Annotated in this window: 30 protein-coding genes, 1 tRNA gene and 1 pseudogene; 25 read left to right on the top strand and 7 right to left on the bottom strand. The window is 60.3% G+C overall.

What is annotated here, in order from left to right; translation table 11 throughout:
- The first annotated feature begins 108 nt into the window (after positions 1-108).
- The 25 genes and pseudogenes from BXA00_RS28890 to BXA00_RS18480 all read left to right on the top strand — a co-directional run bounded on the left by BXA00_RS28890 (position 109) and on the right by BXA00_RS18480 (position 12,302).
- The gene (locus BXA00_RS28890; RefSeq protein ID WP_156902827.1) at positions 109-327 is read left to right on the top strand and encodes a hypothetical protein; all 219 of its coding nucleotides are present in this window, start codon (positions 109-111) and stop codon (positions 325-327) included.
- Positions 293-703 (top strand): phage holin family protein, encoded by a 411-nt coding sequence (locus tag BXA00_RS28885; RefSeq protein WP_156902826.1) that lies wholly within the window; start codon positions 293-295, stop codon positions 701-703. Before BXA00_RS28890 ends, BXA00_RS28885 begins: the two co-directional genes overlap by 35 nt.
- 108 nt (positions 704-811) lie before the next feature.
- Positions 812-979: a hypothetical protein gene (locus tag BXA00_RS29265; protein ID WP_231952105.1), complete on the top strand. Its 168-nt coding sequence runs from the start codon at positions 812-814 to the stop codon at positions 977-979.
- 448 nt (positions 980-1,427) lie between these two features.
- Positions 1,428-1,838, top strand: coding sequence for a hypothetical protein (locus BXA00_RS18560; RefSeq protein ID WP_076519923.1), 411 nt, complete (start codon positions 1,428-1,430; stop codon positions 1,836-1,838).
- Between the two features lie 119 nt (positions 1,839-1,957).
- Positions 1,958-2,548, top strand: a complete 591-nt coding sequence (locus BXA00_RS18555) for a hypothetical protein (protein ID WP_076519922.1) — start codon at positions 1,958-1,960, stop codon at positions 2,546-2,548.
- A 39-nt stretch (positions 2,549-2,587) separates the two neighbouring features.
- The gene (locus BXA00_RS18550) at positions 2,588-2,800 is read left to right on the top strand and encodes a hypothetical protein (RefSeq protein ID WP_076519921.1); all 213 of its coding nucleotides are present in this window, start codon (positions 2,588-2,590) and stop codon (positions 2,798-2,800) included.
- A 49-nt stretch (positions 2,801-2,849) separates the two neighbouring features.
- On the top strand, positions 2,850-2,978 hold the full coding sequence (locus tag BXA00_RS29410; protein WP_255376731.1) for a hypothetical protein: 129 nt from the start codon (positions 2,850-2,852) through the stop codon (positions 2,976-2,978).
- A gap of 559 nt (positions 2,979-3,537) precedes the next feature.
- Complete coding sequence (locus BXA00_RS28880) at positions 3,538-3,738, top strand: DUF551 domain-containing protein (RefSeq protein WP_156902825.1); 201 nt, start codon at positions 3,538-3,540, stop codon at positions 3,736-3,738.
- A gap of 414 nt (positions 3,739-4,152) precedes the next feature.
- Positions 4,153-4,398, top strand: a complete 246-nt coding sequence (locus BXA00_RS18545; protein ID WP_076515165.1) for a hypothetical protein — start codon at positions 4,153-4,155, stop codon at positions 4,396-4,398.
- 9 nt (positions 4,399-4,407) lie between these two features.
- Positions 4,408-4,680, top strand: coding sequence for a hypothetical protein (locus tag BXA00_RS18540; RefSeq protein ID WP_076515167.1), 273 nt, complete (start codon positions 4,408-4,410; stop codon positions 4,678-4,680).
- A gap of 3 nt (positions 4,681-4,683) precedes the next feature.
- Entirely contained in the window at positions 4,684-5,250 is a 567-nt protein-coding gene (locus BXA00_RS18535) for an NUMOD4 domain-containing protein (protein WP_076515169.1), read from the top strand.
- A 266-nt stretch (positions 5,251-5,516) separates the two neighbouring features.
- Complete coding sequence (locus BXA00_RS18530) at positions 5,517-6,167, top strand: AAA family ATPase (RefSeq protein ID WP_076515171.1); 651 nt, start codon at positions 5,517-5,519, stop codon at positions 6,165-6,167.
- An 11-nt stretch (positions 6,168-6,178) separates the two neighbouring features.
- Positions 6,179-6,775, top strand: coding sequence for a hypothetical protein (locus tag BXA00_RS18525; RefSeq protein WP_076515172.1), 597 nt, complete (start codon positions 6,179-6,181; stop codon positions 6,773-6,775).
- A 3-nt stretch (positions 6,776-6,778) separates the two neighbouring features.
- Positions 6,779-7,282: a siphovirus Gp157 family protein gene (locus BXA00_RS18520; RefSeq protein WP_076515175.1), complete on the top strand. Its 504-nt coding sequence runs from the start codon at positions 6,779-6,781 to the stop codon at positions 7,280-7,282.
- 244 nt (positions 7,283-7,526) lie between these two features.
- Positions 7,527-7,691: a hypothetical protein gene (locus BXA00_RS28875; protein WP_156902696.1), complete on the top strand. Its 165-nt coding sequence runs from the start codon at positions 7,527-7,529 to the stop codon at positions 7,689-7,691.
- Entirely contained in the window at positions 7,691-7,849 is a 159-nt protein-coding gene (locus BXA00_RS29100) for a hypothetical protein (protein ID WP_156902697.1), read from the top strand. Before BXA00_RS28875 ends, BXA00_RS29100 begins: the two co-directional genes overlap by 1 nt.
- 4 nt (positions 7,850-7,853) lie before the next feature.
- Positions 7,854-8,600 carry a DUF551 domain-containing protein gene (locus BXA00_RS18515; protein ID WP_076515177.1) on the top strand — a complete coding sequence of 249 codons (747 nt, stop codon included), beginning with the start codon at positions 7,854-7,856 and terminating at the stop codon, positions 8,598-8,600.
- Positions 8,597-8,836 (top strand): hypothetical protein, encoded by a 240-nt coding sequence (locus BXA00_RS18510; protein WP_156902698.1) that lies wholly within the window; start codon positions 8,597-8,599, stop codon positions 8,834-8,836. The genes BXA00_RS18515 and BXA00_RS18510 overlap by 4 nt, the downstream gene beginning before the upstream one ends.
- The gene (locus BXA00_RS18505) at positions 8,836-9,183 is read left to right on the top strand and encodes a hypothetical protein (RefSeq protein WP_076515181.1); all 348 of its coding nucleotides are present in this window, start codon (positions 8,836-8,838) and stop codon (positions 9,181-9,183) included. The genes BXA00_RS18510 and BXA00_RS18505 overlap by 1 nt, the downstream gene beginning before the upstream one ends.
- Positions 9,180-10,178 carry a hypothetical protein gene (locus BXA00_RS29155; protein ID WP_197685548.1) on the top strand — a complete coding sequence of 333 codons (999 nt, stop codon included), beginning with the start codon at positions 9,180-9,182 and terminating at the stop codon, positions 10,176-10,178. The genes BXA00_RS18505 and BXA00_RS29155 overlap by 4 nt, the downstream gene beginning before the upstream one ends.
- Positions 10,175-10,459 carry a hypothetical protein gene (locus BXA00_RS18495; RefSeq protein WP_156902699.1) on the top strand — a complete coding sequence of 95 codons (285 nt, stop codon included), beginning with the start codon at positions 10,175-10,177 and terminating at the stop codon, positions 10,457-10,459. Before BXA00_RS29155 ends, BXA00_RS18495 begins: the two co-directional genes overlap by 4 nt.
- Positions 10,460-10,623: 164 nt before the next feature.
- Positions 10,624-10,950, top strand: a complete 327-nt coding sequence (locus BXA00_RS18490) for a hypothetical protein (protein ID WP_076515184.1) — start codon at positions 10,624-10,626, stop codon at positions 10,948-10,950.
- 25 nt (positions 10,951-10,975) lie between these two features.
- Positions 10,976-11,149: a hypothetical protein gene (locus BXA00_RS29095; RefSeq protein WP_172805834.1), complete on the top strand. Its 174-nt coding sequence runs from the start codon at positions 10,976-10,978 to the stop codon at positions 11,147-11,149.
- A gap of 8 nt (positions 11,150-11,157) precedes the next feature.
- Positions 11,158-11,292: pseudogene (locus BXA00_RS29505) on the top strand (helix-turn-helix domain-containing protein); the annotation flags it as partial.
- 14 nt (positions 11,293-11,306) lie between these two features.
- Complete coding sequence (locus tag BXA00_RS18480) at positions 11,307-12,302, top strand: site-specific integrase (RefSeq protein WP_076515185.1); 996 nt, start codon at positions 11,307-11,309, stop codon at positions 12,300-12,302.
- Positions 12,303-12,328: 26 nt separating this feature from the next.
- Here BXA00_RS18480 and BXA00_RS18475 read toward each other — a convergent pair.
- From BXA00_RS18475 to BXA00_RS18445, 7 genes are all read right to left on the bottom strand, one after another.
- Positions 12,329-12,406, bottom strand: a tRNA-Ile gene (locus BXA00_RS18475).
- Positions 12,407-12,414: 8 nt separating this feature from the next.
- Positions 12,415-14,682 carry an RNA polymerase sigma factor RpoD gene (gene rpoD / locus BXA00_RS18470; protein WP_076519919.1) on the bottom strand — a complete coding sequence of 756 codons (2,268 nt, stop codon included), beginning with the start codon at positions 14,680-14,682 and terminating at the stop codon, positions 12,415-12,417.
- A 724-nt stretch (positions 14,683-15,406) separates the two neighbouring features.
- On the bottom strand, positions 15,407-17,482 hold the full coding sequence (dnaG, locus tag BXA00_RS18465) for a DNA primase (protein WP_076519918.1): 2,076 nt from the start codon (positions 17,480-17,482) through the stop codon (positions 15,407-15,409).
- 19 nt (positions 17,483-17,501) lie between these two features.
- On the bottom strand, positions 17,502-17,714 hold the full coding sequence (rpsU, locus tag BXA00_RS18460) for a 30S ribosomal protein S21 (RefSeq protein ID WP_006218592.1): 213 nt from the start codon (positions 17,712-17,714) through the stop codon (positions 17,502-17,504).
- 352 nt (positions 17,715-18,066) lie between these two features.
- Entirely contained in the window at positions 18,067-18,609 is a 543-nt protein-coding gene (locus tag BXA00_RS18455; RefSeq protein ID WP_076519917.1) for a phosphoribosyltransferase, read from the bottom strand.
- A gap of 81 nt (positions 18,610-18,690) precedes the next feature.
- A complete protein-coding gene (locus BXA00_RS18450) occupies positions 18,691-19,986 on the bottom strand; it encodes an adenylosuccinate synthase (RefSeq protein WP_056315722.1) in 1,296 nt (431 codons plus the stop codon).
- A gap of 76 nt (positions 19,987-20,062) precedes the next feature.
- The gene (locus BXA00_RS18445) at positions 20,063-21,220 is read right to left on the bottom strand and encodes an ATP phosphoribosyltransferase regulatory subunit (protein ID WP_076519916.1); all 1,158 of its coding nucleotides are present in this window, start codon (positions 21,218-21,220) and stop codon (positions 20,063-20,065) included.
- Between the last annotated feature and the right edge of the window lie 231 nt (positions 21,221-21,451).

Raw genomic sequence — 21,451 nt, 5'->3', positions numbered from 1 at the left:
CAGTGTGAAACAGTGTGCCCCGGTGGGATACAGTGTGATGCAGCGTGACTTTGTGGGATGTTGGGTTATATTATGGGGCTTGACACCAACCCATCCCAGGAGCATCACATGAAGCATCTAGTGAACCTGCTGATAGGCGTCGGATCGATCATGGGTGCGTTTGGCGCCTTTGCTAGCTATGACCGTCCCAAGATCGGCGACCGCGCCAGGGACATGAACAACCTGCGTGCGGACGTCCGTTCTTCCGGTAAAACACTAAGAAATCAAGCTGAGAAGGCGGAGAAACACGCACATGGGTCGATCAACAACCGCGCAGTTGCGCGATAAAGACCGGCATCTAACAGTTTCGCAGCACGACACCGACGCGCCCATCCTCCCTGTTGAGCAAATTGCTCGATTGCGAGAGATTCACCCTGAGCGAGTCGATTGGGTATTTCAGGAAGCCACCAAAGAAGGCGATTTCCGTCGGTCAGAGACAAAGCGGGTCAATACCTTCGTGTTCATCGAGCGCGTTGGGGGTATCGTCGCAGGCTTGTCTATCGGACTCTACGCCCTTCACATTGCCTACTCACTCGCCATGGCAGGGCATTATTGGGTCGCGAGCATTGTTGGTGGCACCACTGTTCTGGGGCTTGTGTCTGCCTTCGTGATTGGTGCCAAGCGCAAAGCAAAGCAGCAATCCGACCCGCCTCAGCGAAAGTGACCAAAGAAGCCACCTCCGGGTGGCTTTTTTGTTGGTACTCACCCGTCTACCCTTACAATCAGCAAACAGTTCAACAGGGGGGATAGAGTGATACCGATAATCGGCTTGATGATGGGGGCCTACATCTTCACCCGCATGGTGGACATGCTTGGCCGTGGCGAAGTTTCAATGATCGCAAAGGTCTTCTCCGTGGTGACGATCCTGGTGGTTCTGTTTGGTTGCTTCGTGCTGATGTTCGGGAGCGCGATGCCTTCCATTCCGCCACGACTGAGGTAGCCGCTAAAGATCCATCGGCCCGCTATGAGCGGGTCTTTTTTTGCCCGTCAATCTTAGTCTTCTAAGTTTTTCTTGACAGCACGACTCTTAGTCGCCTAAGATTTATTCAACGCAGCAAACCACACGCAGCCCTTGAGCCAAAGGCCCGGCAGGCGGATCGGATGTAGCAAGACCGCTCTTTAACAACCAGAAAGCCATGGAATACGCCTAAAGCCGCAAGGCCGTTAAGCGCAGGTGGCAATCCCCCACGCCTGAATGCATAGACCGGGGGCTATCACCGACACGCCTTGATCCCAAGTGGGGATCGCACAGGGCGTGCACGGGATTGAAGAGGCAGCGCACTATCTGGAGCCGCGATGAGCGGGAGTAGCCAGGTGGTGCGTTGCCCCAGATTCTTCTGAATGCCAACCCATCCGGGTTCTGGCAGTTTCAAGAACCTGGAGAAATGATGAAGAAGCTCTTAGTGGTGCTGCCGCTGGTTGCCTTGCTTGCAGCTTGCGACGATGACGCCCGAGTCGCCAGCCGCAACCTGTCCAAGGCTGCTGACAACTTCGAAGTGAACCGGCGCATCGTCTTCTACAACGGCATCACCGACCAGTACATGCTGACTGTCGAGGGCCGTTGTTCGATTGACACCAGCTCGACCGGCAAGACGTTGCATGTGATCTGCATGACCGGCCCTGGTGAATACAAGAAGCACTTCCTCGGCCTGTCGGACAACGTGACCTTCTTTGCCGAGCAGCTGGAATCCGTGAAAGCGAGCGCGTACCACTACCGCGTCACGTTCAAGCCCCAACAGATCATCCCGGATATCGATTTCCGCGGCAGCACCAAGGCGCTTAAGGATCTGGCGAACTAACTCTGCCTGCGCCGCGACAGGACGCAGACACGTGAATCCTGAAAGAAGCGGAACAGTTCAGCCGGCCGAGTCCGGCCCGCTTCTTTCAGGATTCATACCGATTAACAAGGAGAACGAGCATGGATATCAAGACTTTGGAAGCCCTCGGCGTCAGCATCGAGGATTTGGCCGATCGGATCGTGGATCAGGCCGTCGACACACTGCTGTCGAGCACTGGCTTCAACCCCGACACGGAAGAAGAGACGCGCTATGCATCCCGCTTTAAGCGTGAGATAGAGGCGCGCGTGCAGAAGGCGGTCGATGAAAAAATTGCCGCTCTTGCCGCCGTGCATATCGTGCCGCGTGTGGGCGAGATGATCGAACAGGCGAACATGCGCAAGACGAACGGCTACGGCGAGCCTAAGGGGCCTTCGCTGACGTTCAAGGAATACATCGCCCATCGCGCTGAGGTCTATATGACCGAAGAAGTGGACTACCACGGCAATTCCAAGGCGGATCTCGAAGCCAAATCAGAGTCGACCTACAACTGGCGCAATTGCGGCCCACGCCTGACGGTGCTGATGCGCAACTACATCGCGGATTCGCTCAAAAAGCATGCCGAGGCTGCTGTAAACGATGTCAACAAGGTCATCGCCAAGAACATCGAGAACGCCGCAAAGGACGCCATCACTGCCGCCGCTAACTCAATCAAGGTAAACATAAGCGCCTAACCCCTCCCTATTAGCATCCCGAATGGCAAAGGAGAAGATATGACCGAGAACCTCAACGCCGACGACTTGGTGCAACTGGACCCGGGAAAAGTTGGCAACCCGCTGTTTGCAGGCTGCGTCATGGTAGTTACGGAACCGAAGTCGTGGGGCGCGCAAGGCTACGTTCAGGCTCCGGGCGGCGGACAGGCTTACTACCGGGCAAAGCATGAAGAAATGGAACTGGTTGGCCGCGCCGTTTGGGTAGCTGACTGAGGGAGCCGACATGACAACCACCCACTACGCAGCATCCGCCAGCAATGCAATGGCTAGCTGGTACCAGATGTGGGACCACGCCGCCGCTACGTACTGGGTGACGCTAGGACGTGACGGCTGGTACTCGTACGGTCTTGGCGTGATGGACGACTTTGGCAATCTGGTGAAGGTGAAGTAACGCGCTCAGGGCCGCGCAAGCCCTGAACCTCCAAGGATGCGGAGCCTTTTATTCATTCGTTCCGCGAAAAAGCGCATGAGTCCCACAGCAGTACCGGTGGCTCCGCATCCTTGGGGGTTGTGAATAAGGCAGTACAGGGTTGCAGCCCTGCGGTAATAGCTCCTTGACCCAGTGGGAGTCTGCCGAAATAGATTGGGCACCTTCACGAGGCGCAATCGTTAACTGCGATGACGGGCGGAGAAAATTAGCGTGCCGCTGACCACCCCGGGAAAGTAGCGGGGGTCCTCATAGAAGCGGCAGCACGGATGGACGTGCAGGACCGAAGTGGTGGACACCGTTCGTAGCGGCAAGGGAAGCCTTCGCCGCAAGCCTACAGGTAGGAAGTCAAGATGCCCGAGCATTTGGCACGGTGAGCGGACAAGCAACCACGAGCCGGTATCAAGCCCGGTCCGCTTCTATGAGGGCACACCCCTCACCCCTCAAGCCCCCACTATTCCCCCTAATTCTCCCGTGCAGGGTATGCCGGGGGAGAGCGGGGGCTTACCTGATTGGAGATCGTATGAGCGAATGGAAACCCATTTCTGAGCTGCCGCCGCTTCACAAGGCCGTCCTGCTTATCAGTGTTGGCAGCGTACCGAACTACGTGACCGACCAATATGTCGGCTGGAGAACGTTGTCCGGTGAGTTTGCGCGTTGGGTTCATCCGTTCCCGCCAACGCATTGGATGGATCTTCCTGAACCTCCCAAGGACCGCTCATGACCTCCCCTGTGAAACTCCCGCCGCTGCCTAAGGGCGTATCTCCGCACCAAGGGATCGGAAAGGCAATGCTTGAGTACGCCGAGCAAGCGGTGCGCCAGGCTCTGGCGGCACAGGAGCCGGTGGCGTGGATTCCGATGGTAAACGGCAAGCCTGTTGATCGCCCGTCGAGAGACCTTTGGCTCATGGAGAGGTCAGCCTTGTCTTGGGAAGGAGGGAAGGTCTTCGGACTGGCACTCATCTCGGGCGACGACTCTGGACATAAGCCCGCGCCTATGGACACAAGCTCTGGACATAACGCCGACAAGGAGCCTCCATGCTCACCAACCTCAAGTACTGGGCAATCCCAATAATCATTCTATTCGCCGCCCTGGGGTATCACGTGGGGTGGTAGGACTTCTCTGATTTGGAGCTTACATGAAGCAAGCATTGATTCTTGTCGTGGCGTTGTTGGCTGGATGTACGAACGCTGACGATGCGACCCGGGCCTTAAAAGCGGCTGGATACACCGATATCCAAATCACCGGCTACCGCTGGTTTGGATGCAGCAAAGACGACAGCATACATACCGGGTTCATTGCGACAGGCCGTGACGGATCCAAAGTCACCGGCATCGTGTGCGGCGAGTTGTTCTTCAAAGGAAACACCATCCGCACTGACTAGGAGGCTGACATGGACCGTTGGCATGGAGACGAACAATACGAAGTCCTCACCGCCACCGTGCAGGACGTATGCGAGACGCTGGGCAACCCTGCTAGCTGGGACGCAGACGGGCATGACGCGATGTGGTGGACCAAGCGGCTTGAGGATGCGGACTTCTTCGCAAATCTCGGGCATGCGGATCATCTGGCGATCTTGCAGGCGGTGATGAACAGCAATTCGCAGTGGGTGATTTCCTTGCAAAGGGATATCAAGCACGCTGTACACATCGAACTGGAGGGGTAGCCAATGGATGAAGAATGGCGGGACGTTCTTGGCTATGAGGGTCACTACATCATCAGCAATTTTGGAAGGATTGTTAGCGTTCGCCGCGTTGTGAAGGGCAAAAAGCGCCGAACCGTAGGCGGCCAGGTAATGAAGCCGCGTCTGAACAACGGATACGCCCTGGTAACGCTGAGTCTAGATAAAAAAATGAAGAACGCTAGCGTCCATAGGATGGTGGCCATGGCATTTTGTGATGGCGCTCGCCCTTGGTTAGTGGTCAACCATAAAAACGGCAACCGCAGCGACAACCGGGCGGACAACTTGGAATGGGTGACCATTTCTCAAAACTGCATCCACGCATTCAGGGTTCTTAATCGAAAGCCCACCTCCTTGGGGAAGCGGGGAGCGAAATGCCCGTTTAGCAAACCTATTGTTGCCATTTCACCCGACGGCACAGAAACCCACTATGCCGGGATTTCTGAAGCCTCAAGGCAACTCGGGATAGTTAACCAAAGCATAAGCAATTGCTGCCGAGGAAAACAACGCACAAGTTGCGGATATAGGTTCCGTTACGCTGGAGTTCAAGTATGAAACGATTCCTAGCCTTTCTACAAACCCACGGCCTCACGATCTTCTTCGGGGCCGTTTTTCTTACTGCCACCTGCATTCTGCGTCCCACGCTCGACAAGTACGAAGAGGACCGGATTGCGAAGGAAGGGGGCACCCGATACGCGAGTCGGCAATGAAAGCCGAAGACTTCTTCGCCCCTGGTCTGCCTGACCAATACCTACGCGCCCAGCGTGGCCGGGCAGTAGCAATCATCAAACCCAAGTCGCCCGAGTCTCAGGAGAACGAAATTGAGTATCGCCATTATGGTCTTAGGACCGTCAGGGAGCGGGAAGTCGTACAGCCTGCGCAACTTCGACCCGACCCAAGTAACCCTGATCCAACCGATCAAAAAGCCCCTCCCCTTCAAGTCTGCTGACTGGACGCTGCGAACCAAGGAGAACACCAGCGGTGCGCGGTTTGTCACCGACGACAGCATCTTGATCGAGAAGGCCATGCGCAAGACTGATCGGGATGTGGTGATCGTCGACGACTACCAGGCTGTCCTGACAAACGAGCTGATGCGCCGCAGCACCGAGACCGGGTTCCAGAAGTTCGCAGACATCGGCCATGGGGCCTGGAGCATCTTCCAGGCGGCTGGCGATCTGCCGGAACAGAAGCGCGTTTACATCATGGCCCACACCCAGACCGACGATTACGGGAACGTCCGCATGAAGACGGTGGGGAAGATGGTGGACGAGAAGCTGGTCCCCGAGGGCTATTTCACCATCGTCCTGCGGGCCGAGCAGATCAACGGACAGCACGTCTTTGCCACTCAGAGCAACGGGCAGGACTGCTGCAAATCCCCCCCCGGCATGTTTGACGGCATGCACATCCCCAATGACCTCGCAGCCGTCGACGCTGCTATCTGCGAGTTTTACGGCCTTACCCAACCCGCCTGAGAGTATCGAAAATGCGCAAATACGAGTTCAACGAAGAATCCGCCCGTCAAGCTGGTGCCAGCAACTTCATCGACGCCACCGGCAAGTACAAGGGAACCTTCACCCAAGCCAAGCAGGTCATCAGCACGAAGGGGACCGAAGGTATCGAGTTCAGCTTTGAGGCCGAAGATGGCCGAACGGCCAACTACCTCCAACTCTGGACCTTCAACAAGGAAGGCAAGCCACTGTATGGCAAGAAGGTGCTGGATGCGCTGATGTGCTGCGCCCGCATCAAGACCCTCACGCCCCAGAAAGGCACCATTCAAGGTAAGCACGGCCAGGAAGACGCGGTGCTGTTCCCAGGCCTGCAAGGTCGTCCCATCGGTCTTCTGCTGCAGCGTGAGGAGTACCAGAAGGACAACGGCGACACCGGCTACAAGTTCAACATCTACGCCCCGTTCCACGCTGAAACGGAAATGATGGCGGTGGAACTGCTGGACAACAAGACCGCACCGGAAATGCTGCCGAAGGTGCTGGAAGGCCTGCAGGACAAGCCGCTCCAAAACCGCTCCCGCCCGGCTGCCAGCCACCACGCGCAGAGCGAGAACCCCGCCGATCCCTGGGACTAAACCATGACGAACGTATCCCTGTATTCGCTGGCCGCTGAGTATCGCGGCCAACTCCAAGCTCTGGAGAACCTGGACCTGGATGAGAAGGCCTTGGCCGACACCCTGGAAAGTCTAGGCGGCGATTTGGAAGTGAAGGCCCAGAACGTCGTCTGCTTTCTGCGCAACCTGGAAACTACTGCCGCGGCGATCAAGGAAGCCGAGGCAAGCATGGCGGCGCGGCGCAAGGCTATCGAGAACCGCGTAGACGGCCTCAAGCGCTACGTGCTGGACTCCATGCAGAACAACGGCATCCAGAAGATCGAATGCCCCCTGTTCTCCATCAGCATCGCCAAGAACCCGGCAGCGGTGGAGGTGTTCGACGAGAAGCAAATCCCCGCTGACTACTTCGTCACGCCTCCTGCACCTCCTCCTCAGTTGGACAAGAAAAAGGTAGCTGAGGCGCTTAAGGCTGACATCGACGTTCCTGGCGCGAAGCTGCGCCATGGCGTCAGATTGTCCATCAAATAGTTCCCCGGCAGCTCCCAGCACAACCCACCTGGAGCCCGCAGCATCCGCTGGGGGCTGCCACCCTATTCCTTGGAGACACGAATGAAGAACCACGTTTGGGTAGTTGAGGCCCGCAGACTCGATGGCCGTTGGACTGCCTTTGCCTTACGGAATACCCGTCTCGAAGCGCGCGTATTCAAACTTGAGCGGATCTACCCCGAGAATTTCCGCATCCGCAAGTACGTCCCCGCCTAACGGAGCAGATATGGACCTCGCGCAACAACTCGAGCAAGCCGACGCAGACCGCGTTGACGGCATCACGACCGACAAGCAGTACCTGGAGCGCCGTGCCGAGATTGTGGCGCGGGCCGTGGACTACGACTACTTGATTATGCAAGACAAGGAGCGTGCGCTCCTGAGGGGGATGTGATGGAAATCGACGATATGCCGGACGATGATGAACTCGCCATAGAGCGCGCCCTGATTAACTGGGGTCTGTTAGGGGTCGTCTCTGGCCTCGCAACTATCTATGTCGGCATCTTCCTTCTGTGGCGATACGCCCTGTCCTTCTTCTACCCTGGAGCGTGAACAAATGACCCAACAATGGAAGCCGATTGAATCAGCGCCGAAGGATGAACTGATCCTGGTCGGCCCGACCAAGCGCATGGGCATCTGCGTTGCGATGAACCACAGCCGAGACGGCTGGGTGACCGAGACGTGCAACGAATGGTTCAACATCTACACGCCCACGCACTGGATGCCGCTGCCCGCCGCTCCTGGAACCCCTCCCGCCAGCGCACAGCCCGAACGGGACTGGGAACTGTCCTGCGACCACTGCGATGGCGACGGCTTCGTTTATGTCGAGCGCCGGGTTGGACCGTGCGCCACCGACATTCAAACGTTCAAGGAGGAATGCGAGTGCTGCGAGGGTCGCGGCTTCACCATCGCGTTCGAGGATATCCCGGGCATTGCGGAATATGTGCGCAAGAGCCGTCCGGTCGCCAGCGCACAGGACGATGCGAAGGACGAGCGGCAGGCGTTCGAAGCGTGGGGAATGGCTGGCTGCGAAATGGTCGATGACCCGCAAAGCGGCCGGTTCGATATCGCACGTCATTGCGCGTGGGAAGCATGGAAGGCCCGCGCTTCCCTTGCCGCTCCCGCTGCTGGCGATGCGCGGGATGTGGCACGGTATCGAGAAGTGCGCAATAACGCCTGGGTCGCAGGTACTGAATTCCGAATTATGAATCCCAAATTGGGCTACGTCGCGCCGCGCGCGGATGTCGAATTTGATGCATTCATCGACGCCGCCATTGCAGCCAAACATAAGGGAGACGCATGATGGCCCTGACCAAAAAGGAGCGCGACGACTACGAGCGCATGCGTACCGCCCTGAAGCGGATAGCAACAGGCTACATGACGCTTAAGCAAATCGAACGCGACGCCGAGAAGCGCATTGGCCTGTCCTACCGGGAGGTACTGGAAATGGCCTACGAGAATATCCGGGATGACGCACGGGATGCTGTTCGCGGTGTCCGGGCGGCGTCTGGTGCAGCCTCTCAGCAGCAGGAGGGGTGATGGAACTCGTACTCGAAGAATCCTACGCCATGGACGATTCGTGCCAGCTCCAATACTGGGCGCGTGGTCACTGGTCCTGGGGCGAATTCGTCACGGCCGTGCAGGACAGGATCGCGCGGGAGGAACGAGACATCCCGAATTGGGTAGTCGTTCAAGCGCCCGTGAAGCAGCTCTACCAGCGCGCCGTCCCGTGCCGCGATTCCATCGTCGGCGATACCCGCTACGTGCATTCGGACAAGCCGGGGCGCGGTGCTACCGCCGTCACCGTCATGGATTTCTGGTTTCCGATGCACGCCTACCTGCCGCCCAAGCCGCAGCCGTACCGCTTTCCCAAGGAAGGGACATGACACGAAAACGCGAAGTTCTCGCCAGCGAAGATATCTCTGCCCTGCCCCCGCCGTCGCACCGTCACCCGATGAGCGGCGAGCCGATTTGGGATCAGCACGCGGTACGCGCCCTGCTGTCCAAGCTGCGCGCCCCTGTAGCCGACAACTGGCAGCAGTACGCATTGCCCGGAGAGACGACCGCCGAGCAGGTATGCGAACGGATGAATGCCGAAGTCACCCGGCGCACCGTTGCGGCCATGCGGGCAAGCGCCCCTGTAGCCGGGGAGGCGCAACACCCTGACGATGTGGCCGTTGAACGGTTCGCCATCGCAATGAAGGCCAAGTTGGCCGAAAAGCGCAAGCAGGGTTACGGCGGCTGGGACGATGAGGAATGCCCCGCGCAATGGCTTTCTCAACTACTGCGCGCCCATGTGGAAAAGGGCGATCCACTGGACGTGGGCAATTTTGCCATGATGTTGCACCAGCGCGGCGAGCGCATCACCGATGCCGCGCCCCAGGCCAGCGAGGCGCAATGTTCCTGCTCCAGCGGCGACGGCTCCCTACGCCATCCGTGCGCGGTTCATGGTGGAGACCATTTCCGTGACGCCACGCAAATGGTTGGTGCCAGCGAGGCGGTGCGCGATGCGCTGATGGCTTTCGATGAGGCCATGAAGCTATGCGACGACTTCCCCGAACTGCAACACCATCGCGATGCGCTGCGGTTTGCCGTGCAGAAGGCCCGCGCCGCCCTGTCCGCGCAACCGGGCGCGCAGAAGTACTGCCAGTGGCAACCGATCGAGACGGCGCCCAAGGATGAGGTGATCCTGCTGTTCGGCGGCCTGAAGAAGGACGGCAAAGTCTACGCTCCGCATATCAATGTCGGATATTGGACGGAGCAATTCGGGTGGACATGCCTCGTCCACTCCCACCAAGAGTTCGCCCATATCGAGCCGACGCACTGGATGCCGCGCCCTCCGTTTCCTGCCCAGGCCTACCCCGACAACAAGGAGCAATGATGAACAAGCAAGACTTGGACGCCATAGCCACCCGCGAGGCGCACTGCAAGCCCTATGGCTCTGCGGTGACGCTCAGTATTGGAGAGCGCGACGAGCTGGTGGCGCTGGCGAGGGATGGGATGCGGTATCGGTGGCTGCGCGTACAGCCAAATGACACCCAGACTCCACGGATTGACGTGGTGCATTGGGTAGAAGAAGGCGACGTGAACGCCGGATCAGGCTTGCGCATGGAAGAGCTGGACAGCGCCATAGACGCTGCCATGGCTAAGGAGGGAGCATGAGCTGGCCTGAAGCATTCTTTGGCGCTGTTTTCATTATCTGCGTGGCATGGGTCTACGTTACCGCCATCAAGGATAAGGATGACTGACCAAATCCAGCGCGTGCTGGAAGTAACCCGCAAGTATTGGATGCCCGCCTAGCGCGGGCTTTGTTTTGGAGAAAGCAGATGGGATACCGCACCGTTGTGATGCTCTACAACGATCAGGCTGGGCAGTGGACGAACGACCCGGACCTGGGAATGAAGATCTCCAGGAAGATGAACTTCGCCATGGGTACGGTCACCAATCCGCGGGAAGTCGATCTTTCCTACGGCCGGATCATCCAGTGCCACCATGCCGACTGCCTGGACCTTGGCATCTTCAACAGCTACCAATTCGTTCCCCTGGCGTCTGGAGCTTGGCAACCTGGCGAGGAAGCCGACGCGATGGCCCTGCGCATGCTCAAGGAAGCTGCGGAGAAGCTTGGCTACCGACTGGTAAAACGCCCTGCTTGATGCAGGGCTTTGTTTTGGAGGCGATATGAAATCCACAGAATTTATCGGCGCTGGACTGATCCTCTGGGTCGTCCTGGCCTGGTTCACACACATCTTTGTTTGCCTGAAAACCGCTTCCTGGGGATTCCTGATCGCCGGGGCTATCTTCTTTCCGGTCGCTTTCGTCCACGGCACCGGAATCTGGTTTGGCGCTTTCTAGGAGGCGATATGCTTTCAGTCCCCGAGGCCGCCCAGCATTTGGGGGTCTCCCCTCGCACCGTCTATGATCTGGCCGCCCCGGGTGGCCCGATCCCCTGCCACCGCGTCGGGCGCCGAATCCTGTTCTCGCCCGAAGACCTTGCCGAGTACCTGCAATCATGCCGATATACCGAGACAAAGCGCGCGGTTGCCTCGTCTTTGAGTTCGACCGTCTCATTGAAGGGAAGCGGGTCCGCGCTCGAAAAGCTCTTCCAAAGTCGTGGAGTAAAGCCCAGGCTGACGCCTACGACCGCCAAGAATCGGCGAGACTCTACGCCCTTGCATCTGGTGTCGAACGCCCGCAGTTCCTGATTGAAGACGCGATTGCTATCTATCTCAAGGAGCGCACCCCGGACCTCAAGTCTGGGGACAACATTCAGCGCGAATTGGGGATGATGATGTGGGCCTACAAGGGCAAGCCCATTGGAGCGCTCGCCGAAGTCTGCCGGGACTACGTAGAGAAAGCGTTCAATGAGCAGACCGGCGAGCCACTGTCGGCCGCCACCAAGCGCAACCGCATTCGGTACCTAACCAGCGCGTGCAGATGGGCCTGGAAGCGCCACGGGATGCACGACCGGGACCCGGCTGAGCGTGTGATAGCCCCAGAGGTCAGGAACGAGCGGAGGCACTTTGTAGACCGCGCCGAGATGCTGGCCATCGCCCGCGCCTGCAGGTGCAAGAAGTCTCGCGCAGCCATCCGCATTGCCTTCTACAGCGGAATGCGCCTGAGCGAGATCCTGGAAGCCGAGCGGGTAGGTGGGATGTTCGTTCTGGACGACACCAAGAACGGCGAACCCCGCCACGTCCCGATGCATCCGAAGATCCGGGCTGCGTCCAAGGTCGCCCCGCGCAACAAGTGGAACGTGTCCAAGGAGTTCAAAGCCGCAGCGGTCGCCGTGGGCATGGGCCATTTGCGCTTCCACGATCTACGCCACAGCGCCGCCAGCGCCATGATCAATGCGAAGGTCGACCTGTACACCGTGGGCGCGGTCCTGGGGCACAAGTCCGCAGCCAGCACCAAGAGATACAGTCACCTGGCAACCGAGGCGATCCGAATGGCCCTGGGGGAGATTGGCAAAAAATCCCCCACACAAAAGAAAGCGCGGGTTGCGTGAACTGCCCGCAAACCCGCGCCGTTACTTGGTAGGCCCCCGAGAGTCGAACTCGGCACCAACGGATTATGAGTCCGCTGCTCTAACCAGGCATGAGCTAGAGGCCCGGGAAAATTTACTGCCCTTCCAGGAAGCTCTTCAGCTTGTCGGCCCGGCTAGGGTGACGCAGCTTGCGCAGCGCTTTAGCCTCTATTTGGCGAATGCGCTCGCGCGTGACGTCGAACTGCTTGCCCACTTCTTCCAGGGTCTGGTCGGTGCTCATTTCGATGCCGAAACGCATGCGCAGAACCTTGGCCTCACGCGGGGTGAGAGAGTCTAGCACTTCCTTGACAACGTCGCGCATGGAACCGTGCAGCGCCGCGTCCGAAGGCGCCAGCGTGGACGTGTCTTCGATGAAATCGCCCAGGTGCGAATCGTCGTCATCGCCGATGGGCGTTTCCATGGAGATCGGTTCCTTGGCGATCTTCAGGATCTTGCGGATCTTGTCCTCGGGCATGTCCATCTTTTGCGCCAGGGTCGCGGGATCCGGCTCGGCGCCGGTTTCCTGCAGGATCTGGCGGCTGATGCGGTTCATCTTGTTGATCGTTTCGATCATGTGAACCGGGATACGGATGGTGCGCGCCTGGTCGGCGATGGACCGCGTGATGGCCTGGCGAATCCACCACGTGGCGTAGGTCGAGAACTTGTAGCCGCGACGGTATTCGAACTTGTCCACGGCCTTCATCAGGCCAATGTTGCCTTCCTGGATCAGGTCCAGGAACTGCAGGCCGCGGTTCGTGTACTTCTTGGCGATCGAGATCACGAGACGCAGGTTGGCCTCGGTCATTTCGCGCTTGGCCTTGCGAGCTTTGGCTTCGCCGGTGGCCATGCGCTTGTTGACGTCCTTCAGGTCCTTCAGCGGCAGCACGACGCGGGTCTGCAGGTCGATCAGCTTTTGCTGCAATTCCTGCACGGCGGGGATCTGACGCTCGAGCGTTTCAGCGTACGGATGGCCGGCGGCCACTTCGTCGACGACCCACTGGAGGTTGGTTTCGTTGCCGGGGAACACCTTGATGAAGTGCAGGCGCGGCATGCCGGCACGGTCCACACACGTGTGCAGGACGGCCCGCTCGAGCTGGCGCACTTCTTCGACCTGGTTGCGCAGCGTATCGGCCAGCTTCTCCACCATCTTGGCGGTAAAGCGGATACCCATAAGCTCGTTCTGGATGGCTTCCTGGGCGCGCACGTAGATGTCGGACTTGTAGCCGTCCTTTTCGTACGACAGGCGCATCTTGTCGAACTGCTTGCCGACCTCGTCGAACTTGGCCAGGGCCTTGACGCGCAGGTCTTCCAGCTGCTTGCTGGACATCCCGCCCGCCGGGCCGTCATCGCTCTCGTCTTCGTCGGCGGTCACGCCGGCGCCGGCATATTCTTCGCCGTCTTCCGGATCGACCAGGCCATCGACCACTTCGTCGATCTGCGCCTGACCTTCACGCACACGCGTGATGTGGGCGAGGATTTCGTTGATCGTGGTCGGGCAGGCCGAGATGGCCATGACCATGTGCTTCAGGCCGTCTTCGATGCGCTTGGCGATCTCGATTTCGCCTTCGCGGGTCAGCAGCTCGACGGAACCCATTTCGCGCATGTACATGCGGACCGGATCGGTCGTGCGGCCGAAGTCGGAATCCACCGTGGTCAGCGCGGCTTCGGCTTCGTCTTCGACGTCGTCGTCGTTGGAGGCCACCGGCGCGTTTTCGCTCATCAGCAGGGTTTCGGCGTCGGGGGCCTGGTCGTAGACCGCGATACCCATGTCGCTGAAGGTGCTGATGATGCCGTCGATCGCTTCCGCGTCGACCAGGTCATCCGGCAGATGGTCGTTGATTTCCCCGTACGTCAGGTAGCCGCGGTCCTTGCCCAGCTTGATGAGCTGCTTCAGGCGGTTGCGGCGGGCTTCGTACTCTTCCGGCGTGACGGGGCCGCGGGCGATCAGATCCTTGGGATCCGCCTTGCCGCGCTTGCCGCCGCGCTTGGGCGGCTTCAGGTCGGGCAGGACTTCGCCTTCGCCGTCCATCGGATCGTCGAAGCCGTCGGAATCGTTGTTGGCGTTCTTGGCGGGGCGGCCCGGGCGGCGGCCGCTCGGGGCGGGACGCGCACTGCCGACCAGGTCGGCCAGCTTGTCTTCGGCCTTCTTGGCGCGGGCCTTCGTCACCTTTTCAGGCTTGTCCGCGGCAACAGCCGTTTTGGCCGCCTTTTTGACAGCCGTCTTGGCAGCGGGCTTGGCGACCTTCACCGCCGTCTTGGCGGGCGCTTTTTCCGCGGCCATGCTGACGGCGCGCTTGGACGCCACAGCCTGGGTTTCGGCCGCTTCAATTGCAGAGGAGGATTTGCCGGTGGATTTGGTCATAGTCGCTTCCGTGGTCGTCGCAACCCGTTCGGGCATGTTGCACCGCATATCACCCCGCCGGGCAAGGACCCGGCGCGGCATGAAATACGGGTAAATCTGGTGGATCGGCAGAGATCACGCGGCTGCGTTGTTCACAGCGCCAGCTCTTGCGAGCCCGCCGGGCGCCATCCTACGGTTCAATACCGTTATGGCGCATGGCGTGCATGACCTCATTCATCGACGGGGTTCCGGACATCGGGGGGGGCTGCCTGCCTATAAATAGGCTTTGCTCGCTTATCGGGCCATTGCCCCAAGCGGCTACGTATACACAGCACCCGAACCACTAACGCCACACGGAACTACCGCCGCTGAACTGCTCGATTCACCGCTCAGCTATATTAATTAACTATGTAACAAAATTGACGCACGCGTCCCGTTTTTTTAAGCCATTACGAAAAAGAAGGCTTTCCTCTTTTTTCTGGTCGGCGCTAGCGCCAGGGGCTCAACTAATTACCGGGAACTACTGGGGTGCCCGAGCATCAATCCAACATCCGCTCGCATCGATGGGCACGCCAATTGCCACAATAAATTGCCACAATAATTATTAGATTACGGCATCCAAAATAGATTCCGGATACCACCCTACATTTTTCACGTCCCTGCTACTGCTGGTCATCCAGAAGGCCCCTGCTCTTGCCTGCCGGGCCTCTCGCAACGTGGCGGACAACCTTTGATTTTAGCGCATTTAGCGCATGCCGGCACCTTTCAAGACGGTCATGCGGCGGGACAGCTCAAGATAGCGTTTGCGGGCCTCGTCCGTGGCCAGGCCCGCAGCTGCCAGCTTGGCCATTTCGGCCTTGGCCGAATCAAACTCGATGCGCCGCAGCGCGTCATCCCATTCCGTCTGCGGGTCCGGCAGATCCTCTTGCGACAAGATGTCCGCCCTCAGGCCTTTCAGCACAGTGGCAAGGTCCGAATCCGGCTCGGCCGCCTCCAGCAAGGCGCCGACGTGGCGTGCCCCGCTGGATTGCGCCAGCATGATCAGGTCCCTTACAAGACCTAGATGGGGGCCGTGGTCGATGACTTCAAGCTGCTGGTCTCCCATGGAATCGACCAACTCGGGATGGGCCAGCAGCAGACTGAGGAGGCGCTTGGCCAGCGACGGCATCGTGCGGCGGCCTTCGAAGCCACCGACGTCGTTGTCACGGCGCCCCTTCCAGTTGCCCTTGCCGCCCTTCCAATCGCCCTTGCCTTTCCAATCGCCCTTCGACTTCCAGTCGCTTTTGGCCTTCCAGTCCTGCTTTTCACCCTGCTGCCAGCCGCCGCCGCCGGGGATGGACTCGTCGCCGTGCGAGCCATACTGGCCATAATCCGTGAATTCGGATTCGTCTGCCGGAATGTCGTGGAATTCGTGGCCGCCGAAGTCATATCCCATGTCGGGCGCGCCGCCCTCGGAGCCCGGCGAGCCGGCTGCAGCCGCGTCGCCCGCGCCCTGCGCCGGCCGGCCGGCGGGCGCAAAGGGTTTGGCGGGCTGCTGCGCCAGGACCTGGGCCATCTCCTCGGGCGTGAGCTGCACCAGCTTGGCCATCTCGCGCTCAATCTGCACGCGCAGCGCACATTCGGGGATGGCGGCCAGCAGGGGCTTGGCTTCGTGCAGGCAACTGGCACGGCCTTCGGCCTCGGTCATGTTGTGACGCGACGCCAGCTCTTCCAGCAGGAAGCGCGACAGCGCCACGGCTTCGGCCAGGCAAGCCCGGAACGCCTCGGCGCCGAGTTCGCGCACGTAGGAATCCGGATCGTGCTCGGCAGGAAGGAACAGGAACCGGATCGCAATATCGTCCCTGAGCACCGGCAGGCACGCCTGCAGGGCGCGCCACGCAGCCCGCCGCCCGGCCTTGTCGCCGTCAAAGCTGAAAATCACCTTGTCGCTGGCGCGCAAGAGCTTCTTGACATGGTCCGGCGTGGTGGCGGTGCCAAGCGTGGCGACGGCATTGGCGATGCCCTGCTGGGCCAGCCCGACCACGTCCATGTAGCCTTCGACCACGATGACCTGGCCTTCCTGGCGGATGGCCTGGCGCGCTTCCCACAGTCCGTAGAGCTCCTGCCCTTTCGAAAACAGCGGGGTCTCGGGCGAGTTCAGGTACTTGGGCTCACCCTTGCCGATGATCCGGCCGCCGAATCCGATGAGGCTTCCCCGCGCATTGCGAATCGGGAACATGACGCGCTCGCGGAAGCGGTCGTAACGGCGCCCGTCTTCGGACTCGATGACAAGCCCGGACTCCACCAATGTGGGGTCTTCGTAATTGGGAAATACCTGAGACAGGCCATGCCTGTCCGTGCCGGACCACCCCAGGCCGAAATGCGCCGCGATTTCGCCGGTGAGGCCACGTTGCTTCAAGTAGCGCACGGCAGCGGGCGACGCGCGCAACTGCTTGAGGTAATGCGCCTGCGCGGCGTCCAGCACTTGCGTATGCCGGGATTCCTCGGCCTTGCGGCGCGCGGATTCCTGCTGCTGACGGGGACTGCGGTTTTCTTCGGGGACCGTCATTCCCGCCGATGCCGCGAGCGTACGCACGGCATCGGGGAAACTGGCGCCCGTATGTTCCATCAGGAAGGTGATGGCGCTGCCATGAGCTCCGCAGCCGAAGCAGTGATAGAACTGCTTGGTGGGACTGACAGTGAACGAGGGACTTTTTTCGTTATGAAAGGGGCACAGGCCAAGCAAGTTGGCCCCACCCTTTCGCAACTGCACATATCGCCCGACTATGTCGACGACGTCGACTCGGGCGAGCAAATCCTGGATGAATGATTCTGGAATCAATAGATTCGGGAATCAGAAATCAATACAGGCGCGGGGGCAGTTGTTGGCTACGGATGCGCTTGTAGTGGCGCTTCACGGCGGCGGCATGCTTGCGCTTGCGCTCGGCGGTGGGCTTCTCGTAGAACTCGCGCGAACGCAGCTCGGTGAGCAAACCGGTCTTTTCGATGGTGCGCTTGAAGCGGCGCAGAGCGGCTTCAAACGGTTCGTTTTCCTTCAGTCGAACGATAGGCATAAAGTAATTGGCCTGCTTGTAGGGTAACAAAAGTTGATGACAAACCTGGCTTGCTTTCCAGCAACGCTGCGCGGACCCAGGTACGCGAAGACGGCCTTTGACGACGGGGCCTGACAACCAGGCCAGCCCACCACCAAAGGCAAGTACCGCGAGAACTAGGAACCTTGAAAGCGCAACCCAGGCATGCATTCACCCGGGTTTAAGCTGGCTGTTTCCGTTACCCAAAGACTACCCAGAGAGTAACAAGCCAAGTTCGGTTTAGCGATAACCAGCGATTCTAGCATGGTCATAGGCGGTTTGACTACTGAAAGGGCGCCCCAGCGCGCTGGGACCGCCCTTCGACCAAACCAGCCTAGCCCTGGGAGCCCTTGCGGATCCAGGCTTCCAATTGATGGGGACGCAAGCTGTCGTAGTCTTCGAACGGCTGGTGGATCCAGGGATTGGTGGGCAGCTTTTCGACGTAGTAGTCGGGCGTGGCCAGGGAATGGCCTTTCCACCACAGCACGGCGCTGCGCAGTTCGGTGATGTCGGCAAACTGGCTCTTCAGGTGGTCGTAGACCTTGCTGAACGTCTTGCCGGTATCGACCATGTCGTCCACCAGCAACACTCGCCCGGACAGCGTGCCTCGGGTGATGGTGATGAACTGGGCGATATCCATGTCGCCCTGCTTGGTGCCCGCCGCCTCGCGATAGCTGCTGGTGGCGAGGATGCCGAGCGGCACGTCAAAAATGCGGGACATGACGTCGCCCACGCGCATGCCGCCGCGCGCCAGGCAAAGAATCTTGTCGAACTTCCAGCCAGACTGGTGCACCTGCAAAGTAAGGCGCTCGATCAAGCGGTTGTAATCGTCCCACGTTACCCACAGATGGCTATCGTCACTGGTCGGCGTGCTCATAGGCAAGCATCTCCTGCACAAAAATACGAAAAGGCCGCCGCCGGTATGACCGGCGGCGGCCTCGGGAATAATAACCCGATGTCAGCCCTTCAGGGGATGACGCAAAACAATGGTCTCGTTGCGGTCCGGGCCAGTGGACACCAGGTCGATCGGAACACCGCAGACTTCCGCCACGCGTTCCAGGTAGCGGCGGGCCGCGGCGGGAAGCTTGGCGTACTCGGTGATGCCGACCGTCGACTCGCTCCAGCCGGGCAGTTCTTCCAGGACGGGCTGCGCCTGGGCCACGGCGTGCGCGCCATAGGGCAGCACGTCGCGGAACTCACCGTTGACGCGATAGCCGACGCCGAGCTGGATGGTTTCCAGACCGTCCAGCACGTCCAGCTTGGTGATGCACAGGCCGGAAATGCCGTTCAGGCGCACCGAGCGCTTCAGGGCGGCGCCGTCGAACCAGCCGCAGCGACGCGGACGGCCGGTGACCGAACCGAATTCCTTGCCGATCGTGGCCAGGCGCGTGCCGATCTCGTCGACCAGTTCAGTGGGGAACGGACCGGAACCGACGCGCGTGGTGTACGCCTTGGTAATGCCCAGGACGTAATCCAGTTGCTGGGGACCCACGCCCGCGCCGGCCGAGGCCGCGCCCGCCACGCAGTTGCTGCTGGTGACGAAGGGGTAAGTGCCGTGGTCGACATCCAGCAGCGCACCTTGGGCGCCTTCGAACAGCAGGCGCTTGCCTTCCTGTTGCATGGCATACAGGTTGCTGGAGACGTCCTTGACCATCGGGGCGATGGCCGGGGCGAGCGCCATGGCCTGATCGCGCACTTCGTTGGCCGACACGGCTTCGGCGCCCAGGTACTGGGTCAGCACGAAGTTGTGGTAATCCAGCACTTCGGCGAGCTTTTCGTCGAACAGCGCGGGATTGAAGAGGTCTTGCACGCGCAGCGCGCGGCGGGCGACCTTGTCTTCGTAGGCCGGACCGATGCCACGACCGGTCGTGCCGATCTTGCCCTCGCCCTTACGGGCTTCGCGTGCCTTGTCGATGGCGACGTGGTACGGGAGGATCAGCGGGCAGATCTCGGAGATTTGCAGGCGCGAGCGCACGTCCAGGCCGGCCGCCTCAAGCTCTTCGATTTCCTTGAGCAGGGCTTCGGGGGACAGCACGACGCCATTGCCGATGAAGCAGGTGACACCGGGATGCATGATGCCCGACGGAATCAGGCGAAGAATCGTCTTCTTGCCGTTGATCCACAGCGTATGGCCGGCGTTGTGACCGCCCTGGAAGCGGACCACGCCCTGGACGGATTCCGCCAGCCAGTCGACGATCTTGCCTTTGCCCTCGTCACCCCACTGGGTGCCGATTACGACTACGTTCTTGCTCATGTTACGAATCAATATCGAGTTTCTCGGGAAATCCGGAAATCTCCCCGCGGCCCCCTCGTTTCCGAGAGGGAGTTAGTCACAGCGTTCTGACCGTCCAGACGCCATCCTGCAGCGCCAGCTCGCGATCGCAAACGAATTCGTCCTGATCCTGCTCGTGACCGGGCAATACCTGAACGACGATTTCCCCTGACCGGCGCAGGCGGCGAACCGCCTCGGTCAGGGCGGGGGCCTGCCCCCAGGGCGCGCGAACCGCTCGCGCCCTTTCCGCCGGCGGCAGACCCGCCGCCAGCTTGCGTAAATCCAGACTGAAGCCCGTCGCCGGACGCGCCCGGCCGAATGCACGGCTGACGTCGTCGTAGCGGCCGCCGCTGACCAGCGCGTCGTGCCAACCTTCGGCGTACAGGGCGAACTTCACGCCCGAGTGGTAGGCGTAGCCGCCGACATCGGCCAGGTCCACGCTGAACGACACGTTGGGCATGGCATCCACCAGCGACTGCAGCGCGTTCAGCGCCTCGGCCACGCCCGGCAGCGACGGCAGTTCGCGGCGAGCGGTCTTCAGCACGTCCGGACCGCCGTACAGGGTGGGCAGCAATTGCAGCGCCTTGAGCGTTTCCGGTCGAATGCCGGGCGCCCGCGATGCAAGCTCGCCCAACCCGGGCACGTCCTTATCGCGCATCAGCTGGATGGCGTCCTGCGCCAGCTCGGCAGCCGCCGGGTCGGACTTCAGGAGGGCCCGCAACACGCCCGGATGGCAGAGATCCAGGCGCGGATTGCGCACTCCGGCGATTGCAACGGTTTCCAGCACGAGCTGGATGATTTCGAGATCGGCTTCGAATCCGGCGTGGCCGTAGATTTCGGCACCGATCTGCAGCAATTCACGGCTGGACAAGAGGTCCGAAGGCCGCGCATGCAACACGTTGCCGCAGTAGCACAGGCGGGTGACGCCCGCGCGGTTCAGCAAGTGCGCGTCGATGCGCGTGACCTGGGGAGTCATGTCCGCGCGCACGCCCAGCGTGCGGCCCGAGAGCTGGTCCACCAGCTTGCAGGTGCGCAGATCCAGATCGCTGCCGGTGCCCGACAGCAATGAATCGATGTACTCGACCAGGGGCGGCGCGACCAGCTCGAACCCGTAAGTACGGTAAAGATCGAGAAGTTCGCGGCGCAATTCCTCGATGCGCCGGGCCTCGGCCGGAAGTACGTCGGCAAGGCTCTCGGGCAGCAACCAGTTACCCATGAATGTTTACCTGAATAACGCCAAGTGATGCGTGGGCGTCGCCCAAACGAAAAAGCGGCTGAGGGGGCGTAAGCCCGCTCAGCCGCTGCGGAATGTTTTCTAGCTTACGCGGTATTGTACATGGTTCGGCCGACAGCGCCAGCCGGGGGACGCACGCATGGCGGCAACCCGTCCCCAATACGGACGTACGATACGGCGCGCCTGCCAGATGCAGAAAAGCCCCATGGAGAA

The organism is Achromobacter sp. MFA1 R4 (assembly GCF_900156745.1).
Classification (GTDB): domain Bacteria; phylum Pseudomonadota; class Gammaproteobacteria; order Burkholderiales; family Burkholderiaceae_B; genus Achromobacter.
The sequence above is the reverse complement of the archived record's forward strand: the minus strand, read 5'-3'. Positions and strand labels throughout refer to the sequence as shown.

Coding starts and splice junctions, on each gene's coding strand:
- BXA00_RS28890 (WP_156902827.1), top strand. CDS start 109: ATGAAGCATCTAGTGAACCTGCTGATAGGCGTCGGATCGATCATGGGT.
- BXA00_RS28885 (WP_156902826.1), top strand. CDS start 293: ATGGGTCGATCAACAACCGCGCAGTTGCGCGATAAAGACCGGCATCTA.
- BXA00_RS29265 (WP_231952105.1), top strand. CDS start 812: ATGATGGGGGCCTACATCTTCACCCGCATGGTGGACATGCTTGGCCGT.
- BXA00_RS18560 (WP_076519923.1), top strand. CDS start 1,428: ATGAAGAAGCTCTTAGTGGTGCTGCCGCTGGTTGCCTTGCTTGCAGCT.
- BXA00_RS18555 (WP_076519922.1), top strand. CDS start 1,958: ATGGATATCAAGACTTTGGAAGCCCTCGGCGTCAGCATCGAGGATTTG.
- BXA00_RS18550 (WP_076519921.1), top strand. CDS start 2,588: ATGACCGAGAACCTCAACGCCGACGACTTGGTGCAACTGGACCCGGGA.
- BXA00_RS29410 (WP_255376731.1), top strand. CDS start 2,850: ATGGCTAGCTGGTACCAGATGTGGGACCACGCCGCCGCTACGTACTGG.
- BXA00_RS28880 (WP_156902825.1), top strand. CDS start 3,538: ATGAGCGAATGGAAACCCATTTCTGAGCTGCCGCCGCTTCACAAGGCC.
- BXA00_RS18545 (WP_076515165.1), top strand. CDS start 4,153: ATGAAGCAAGCATTGATTCTTGTCGTGGCGTTGTTGGCTGGATGTACG.
- BXA00_RS18540 (WP_076515167.1), top strand. CDS start 4,408: ATGGACCGTTGGCATGGAGACGAACAATACGAAGTCCTCACCGCCACC.
- BXA00_RS18535 (WP_076515169.1), top strand. CDS start 4,684: ATGGATGAAGAATGGCGGGACGTTCTTGGCTATGAGGGTCACTACATC.
- BXA00_RS18525 (WP_076515172.1), top strand. CDS start 6,179: ATGCGCAAATACGAGTTCAACGAAGAATCCGCCCGTCAAGCTGGTGCC.
- BXA00_RS18520 (WP_076515175.1), top strand. CDS start 6,779: ATGACGAACGTATCCCTGTATTCGCTGGCCGCTGAGTATCGCGGCCAA.
- BXA00_RS28875 (WP_156902696.1), top strand. CDS start 7,527: ATGGACCTCGCGCAACAACTCGAGCAAGCCGACGCAGACCGCGTTGAC.
- BXA00_RS29100 (WP_156902697.1), top strand. CDS start 7,691: ATGGAAATCGACGATATGCCGGACGATGATGAACTCGCCATAGAGCGC.
- BXA00_RS18515 (WP_076515177.1), top strand. CDS start 7,854: ATGACCCAACAATGGAAGCCGATTGAATCAGCGCCGAAGGATGAACTG.
- BXA00_RS18510 (WP_156902698.1), top strand. CDS start 8,597: ATGATGGCCCTGACCAAAAAGGAGCGCGACGACTACGAGCGCATGCGT.
- BXA00_RS18505 (WP_076515181.1), top strand. CDS start 8,836: ATGGAACTCGTACTCGAAGAATCCTACGCCATGGACGATTCGTGCCAG.
- BXA00_RS29155 (WP_197685548.1), top strand. CDS start 9,180: ATGACACGAAAACGCGAAGTTCTCGCCAGCGAAGATATCTCTGCCCTG.
- BXA00_RS18495 (WP_156902699.1), top strand. CDS start 10,175: ATGATGAACAAGCAAGACTTGGACGCCATAGCCACCCGCGAGGCGCAC.
- BXA00_RS18490 (WP_076515184.1), top strand. CDS start 10,624: ATGGGATACCGCACCGTTGTGATGCTCTACAACGATCAGGCTGGGCAG.
- BXA00_RS29095 (WP_172805834.1), top strand. CDS start 10,976: ATGAAATCCACAGAATTTATCGGCGCTGGACTGATCCTCTGGGTCGTC.
- BXA00_RS18480 (WP_076515185.1), top strand. CDS start 11,307: ATGCCGATATACCGAGACAAAGCGCGCGGTTGCCTCGTCTTTGAGTTC.
- rpoD (WP_076519919.1), bottom strand. CDS start 14,682: ATGACCAAATCCACCGGCAAATCCTCCTCTGCAATTGAAGCGGCCGAA.
- rpsU (WP_006218592.1), bottom strand. CDS start 17,714: ATGCCTATCGTTCGACTGAAGGAAAACGAACCGTTTGAAGCCGCTCTG.
- BXA00_RS18455 (WP_076519917.1), bottom strand. CDS start 18,609: ATGAGCACGCCGACCAGTGACGATAGCCATCTGTGGGTAACGTGGGAC.
- BXA00_RS18450 (WP_056315722.1), bottom strand. CDS start 19,986: ATGAGCAAGAACGTAGTCGTAATCGGCACCCAGTGGGGTGACGAGGGC.
- BXA00_RS18445 (WP_076519916.1), bottom strand. CDS start 21,220: ATGGGTAACTGGTTGCTGCCCGAGAGCCTTGCCGACGTACTTCCGGCC.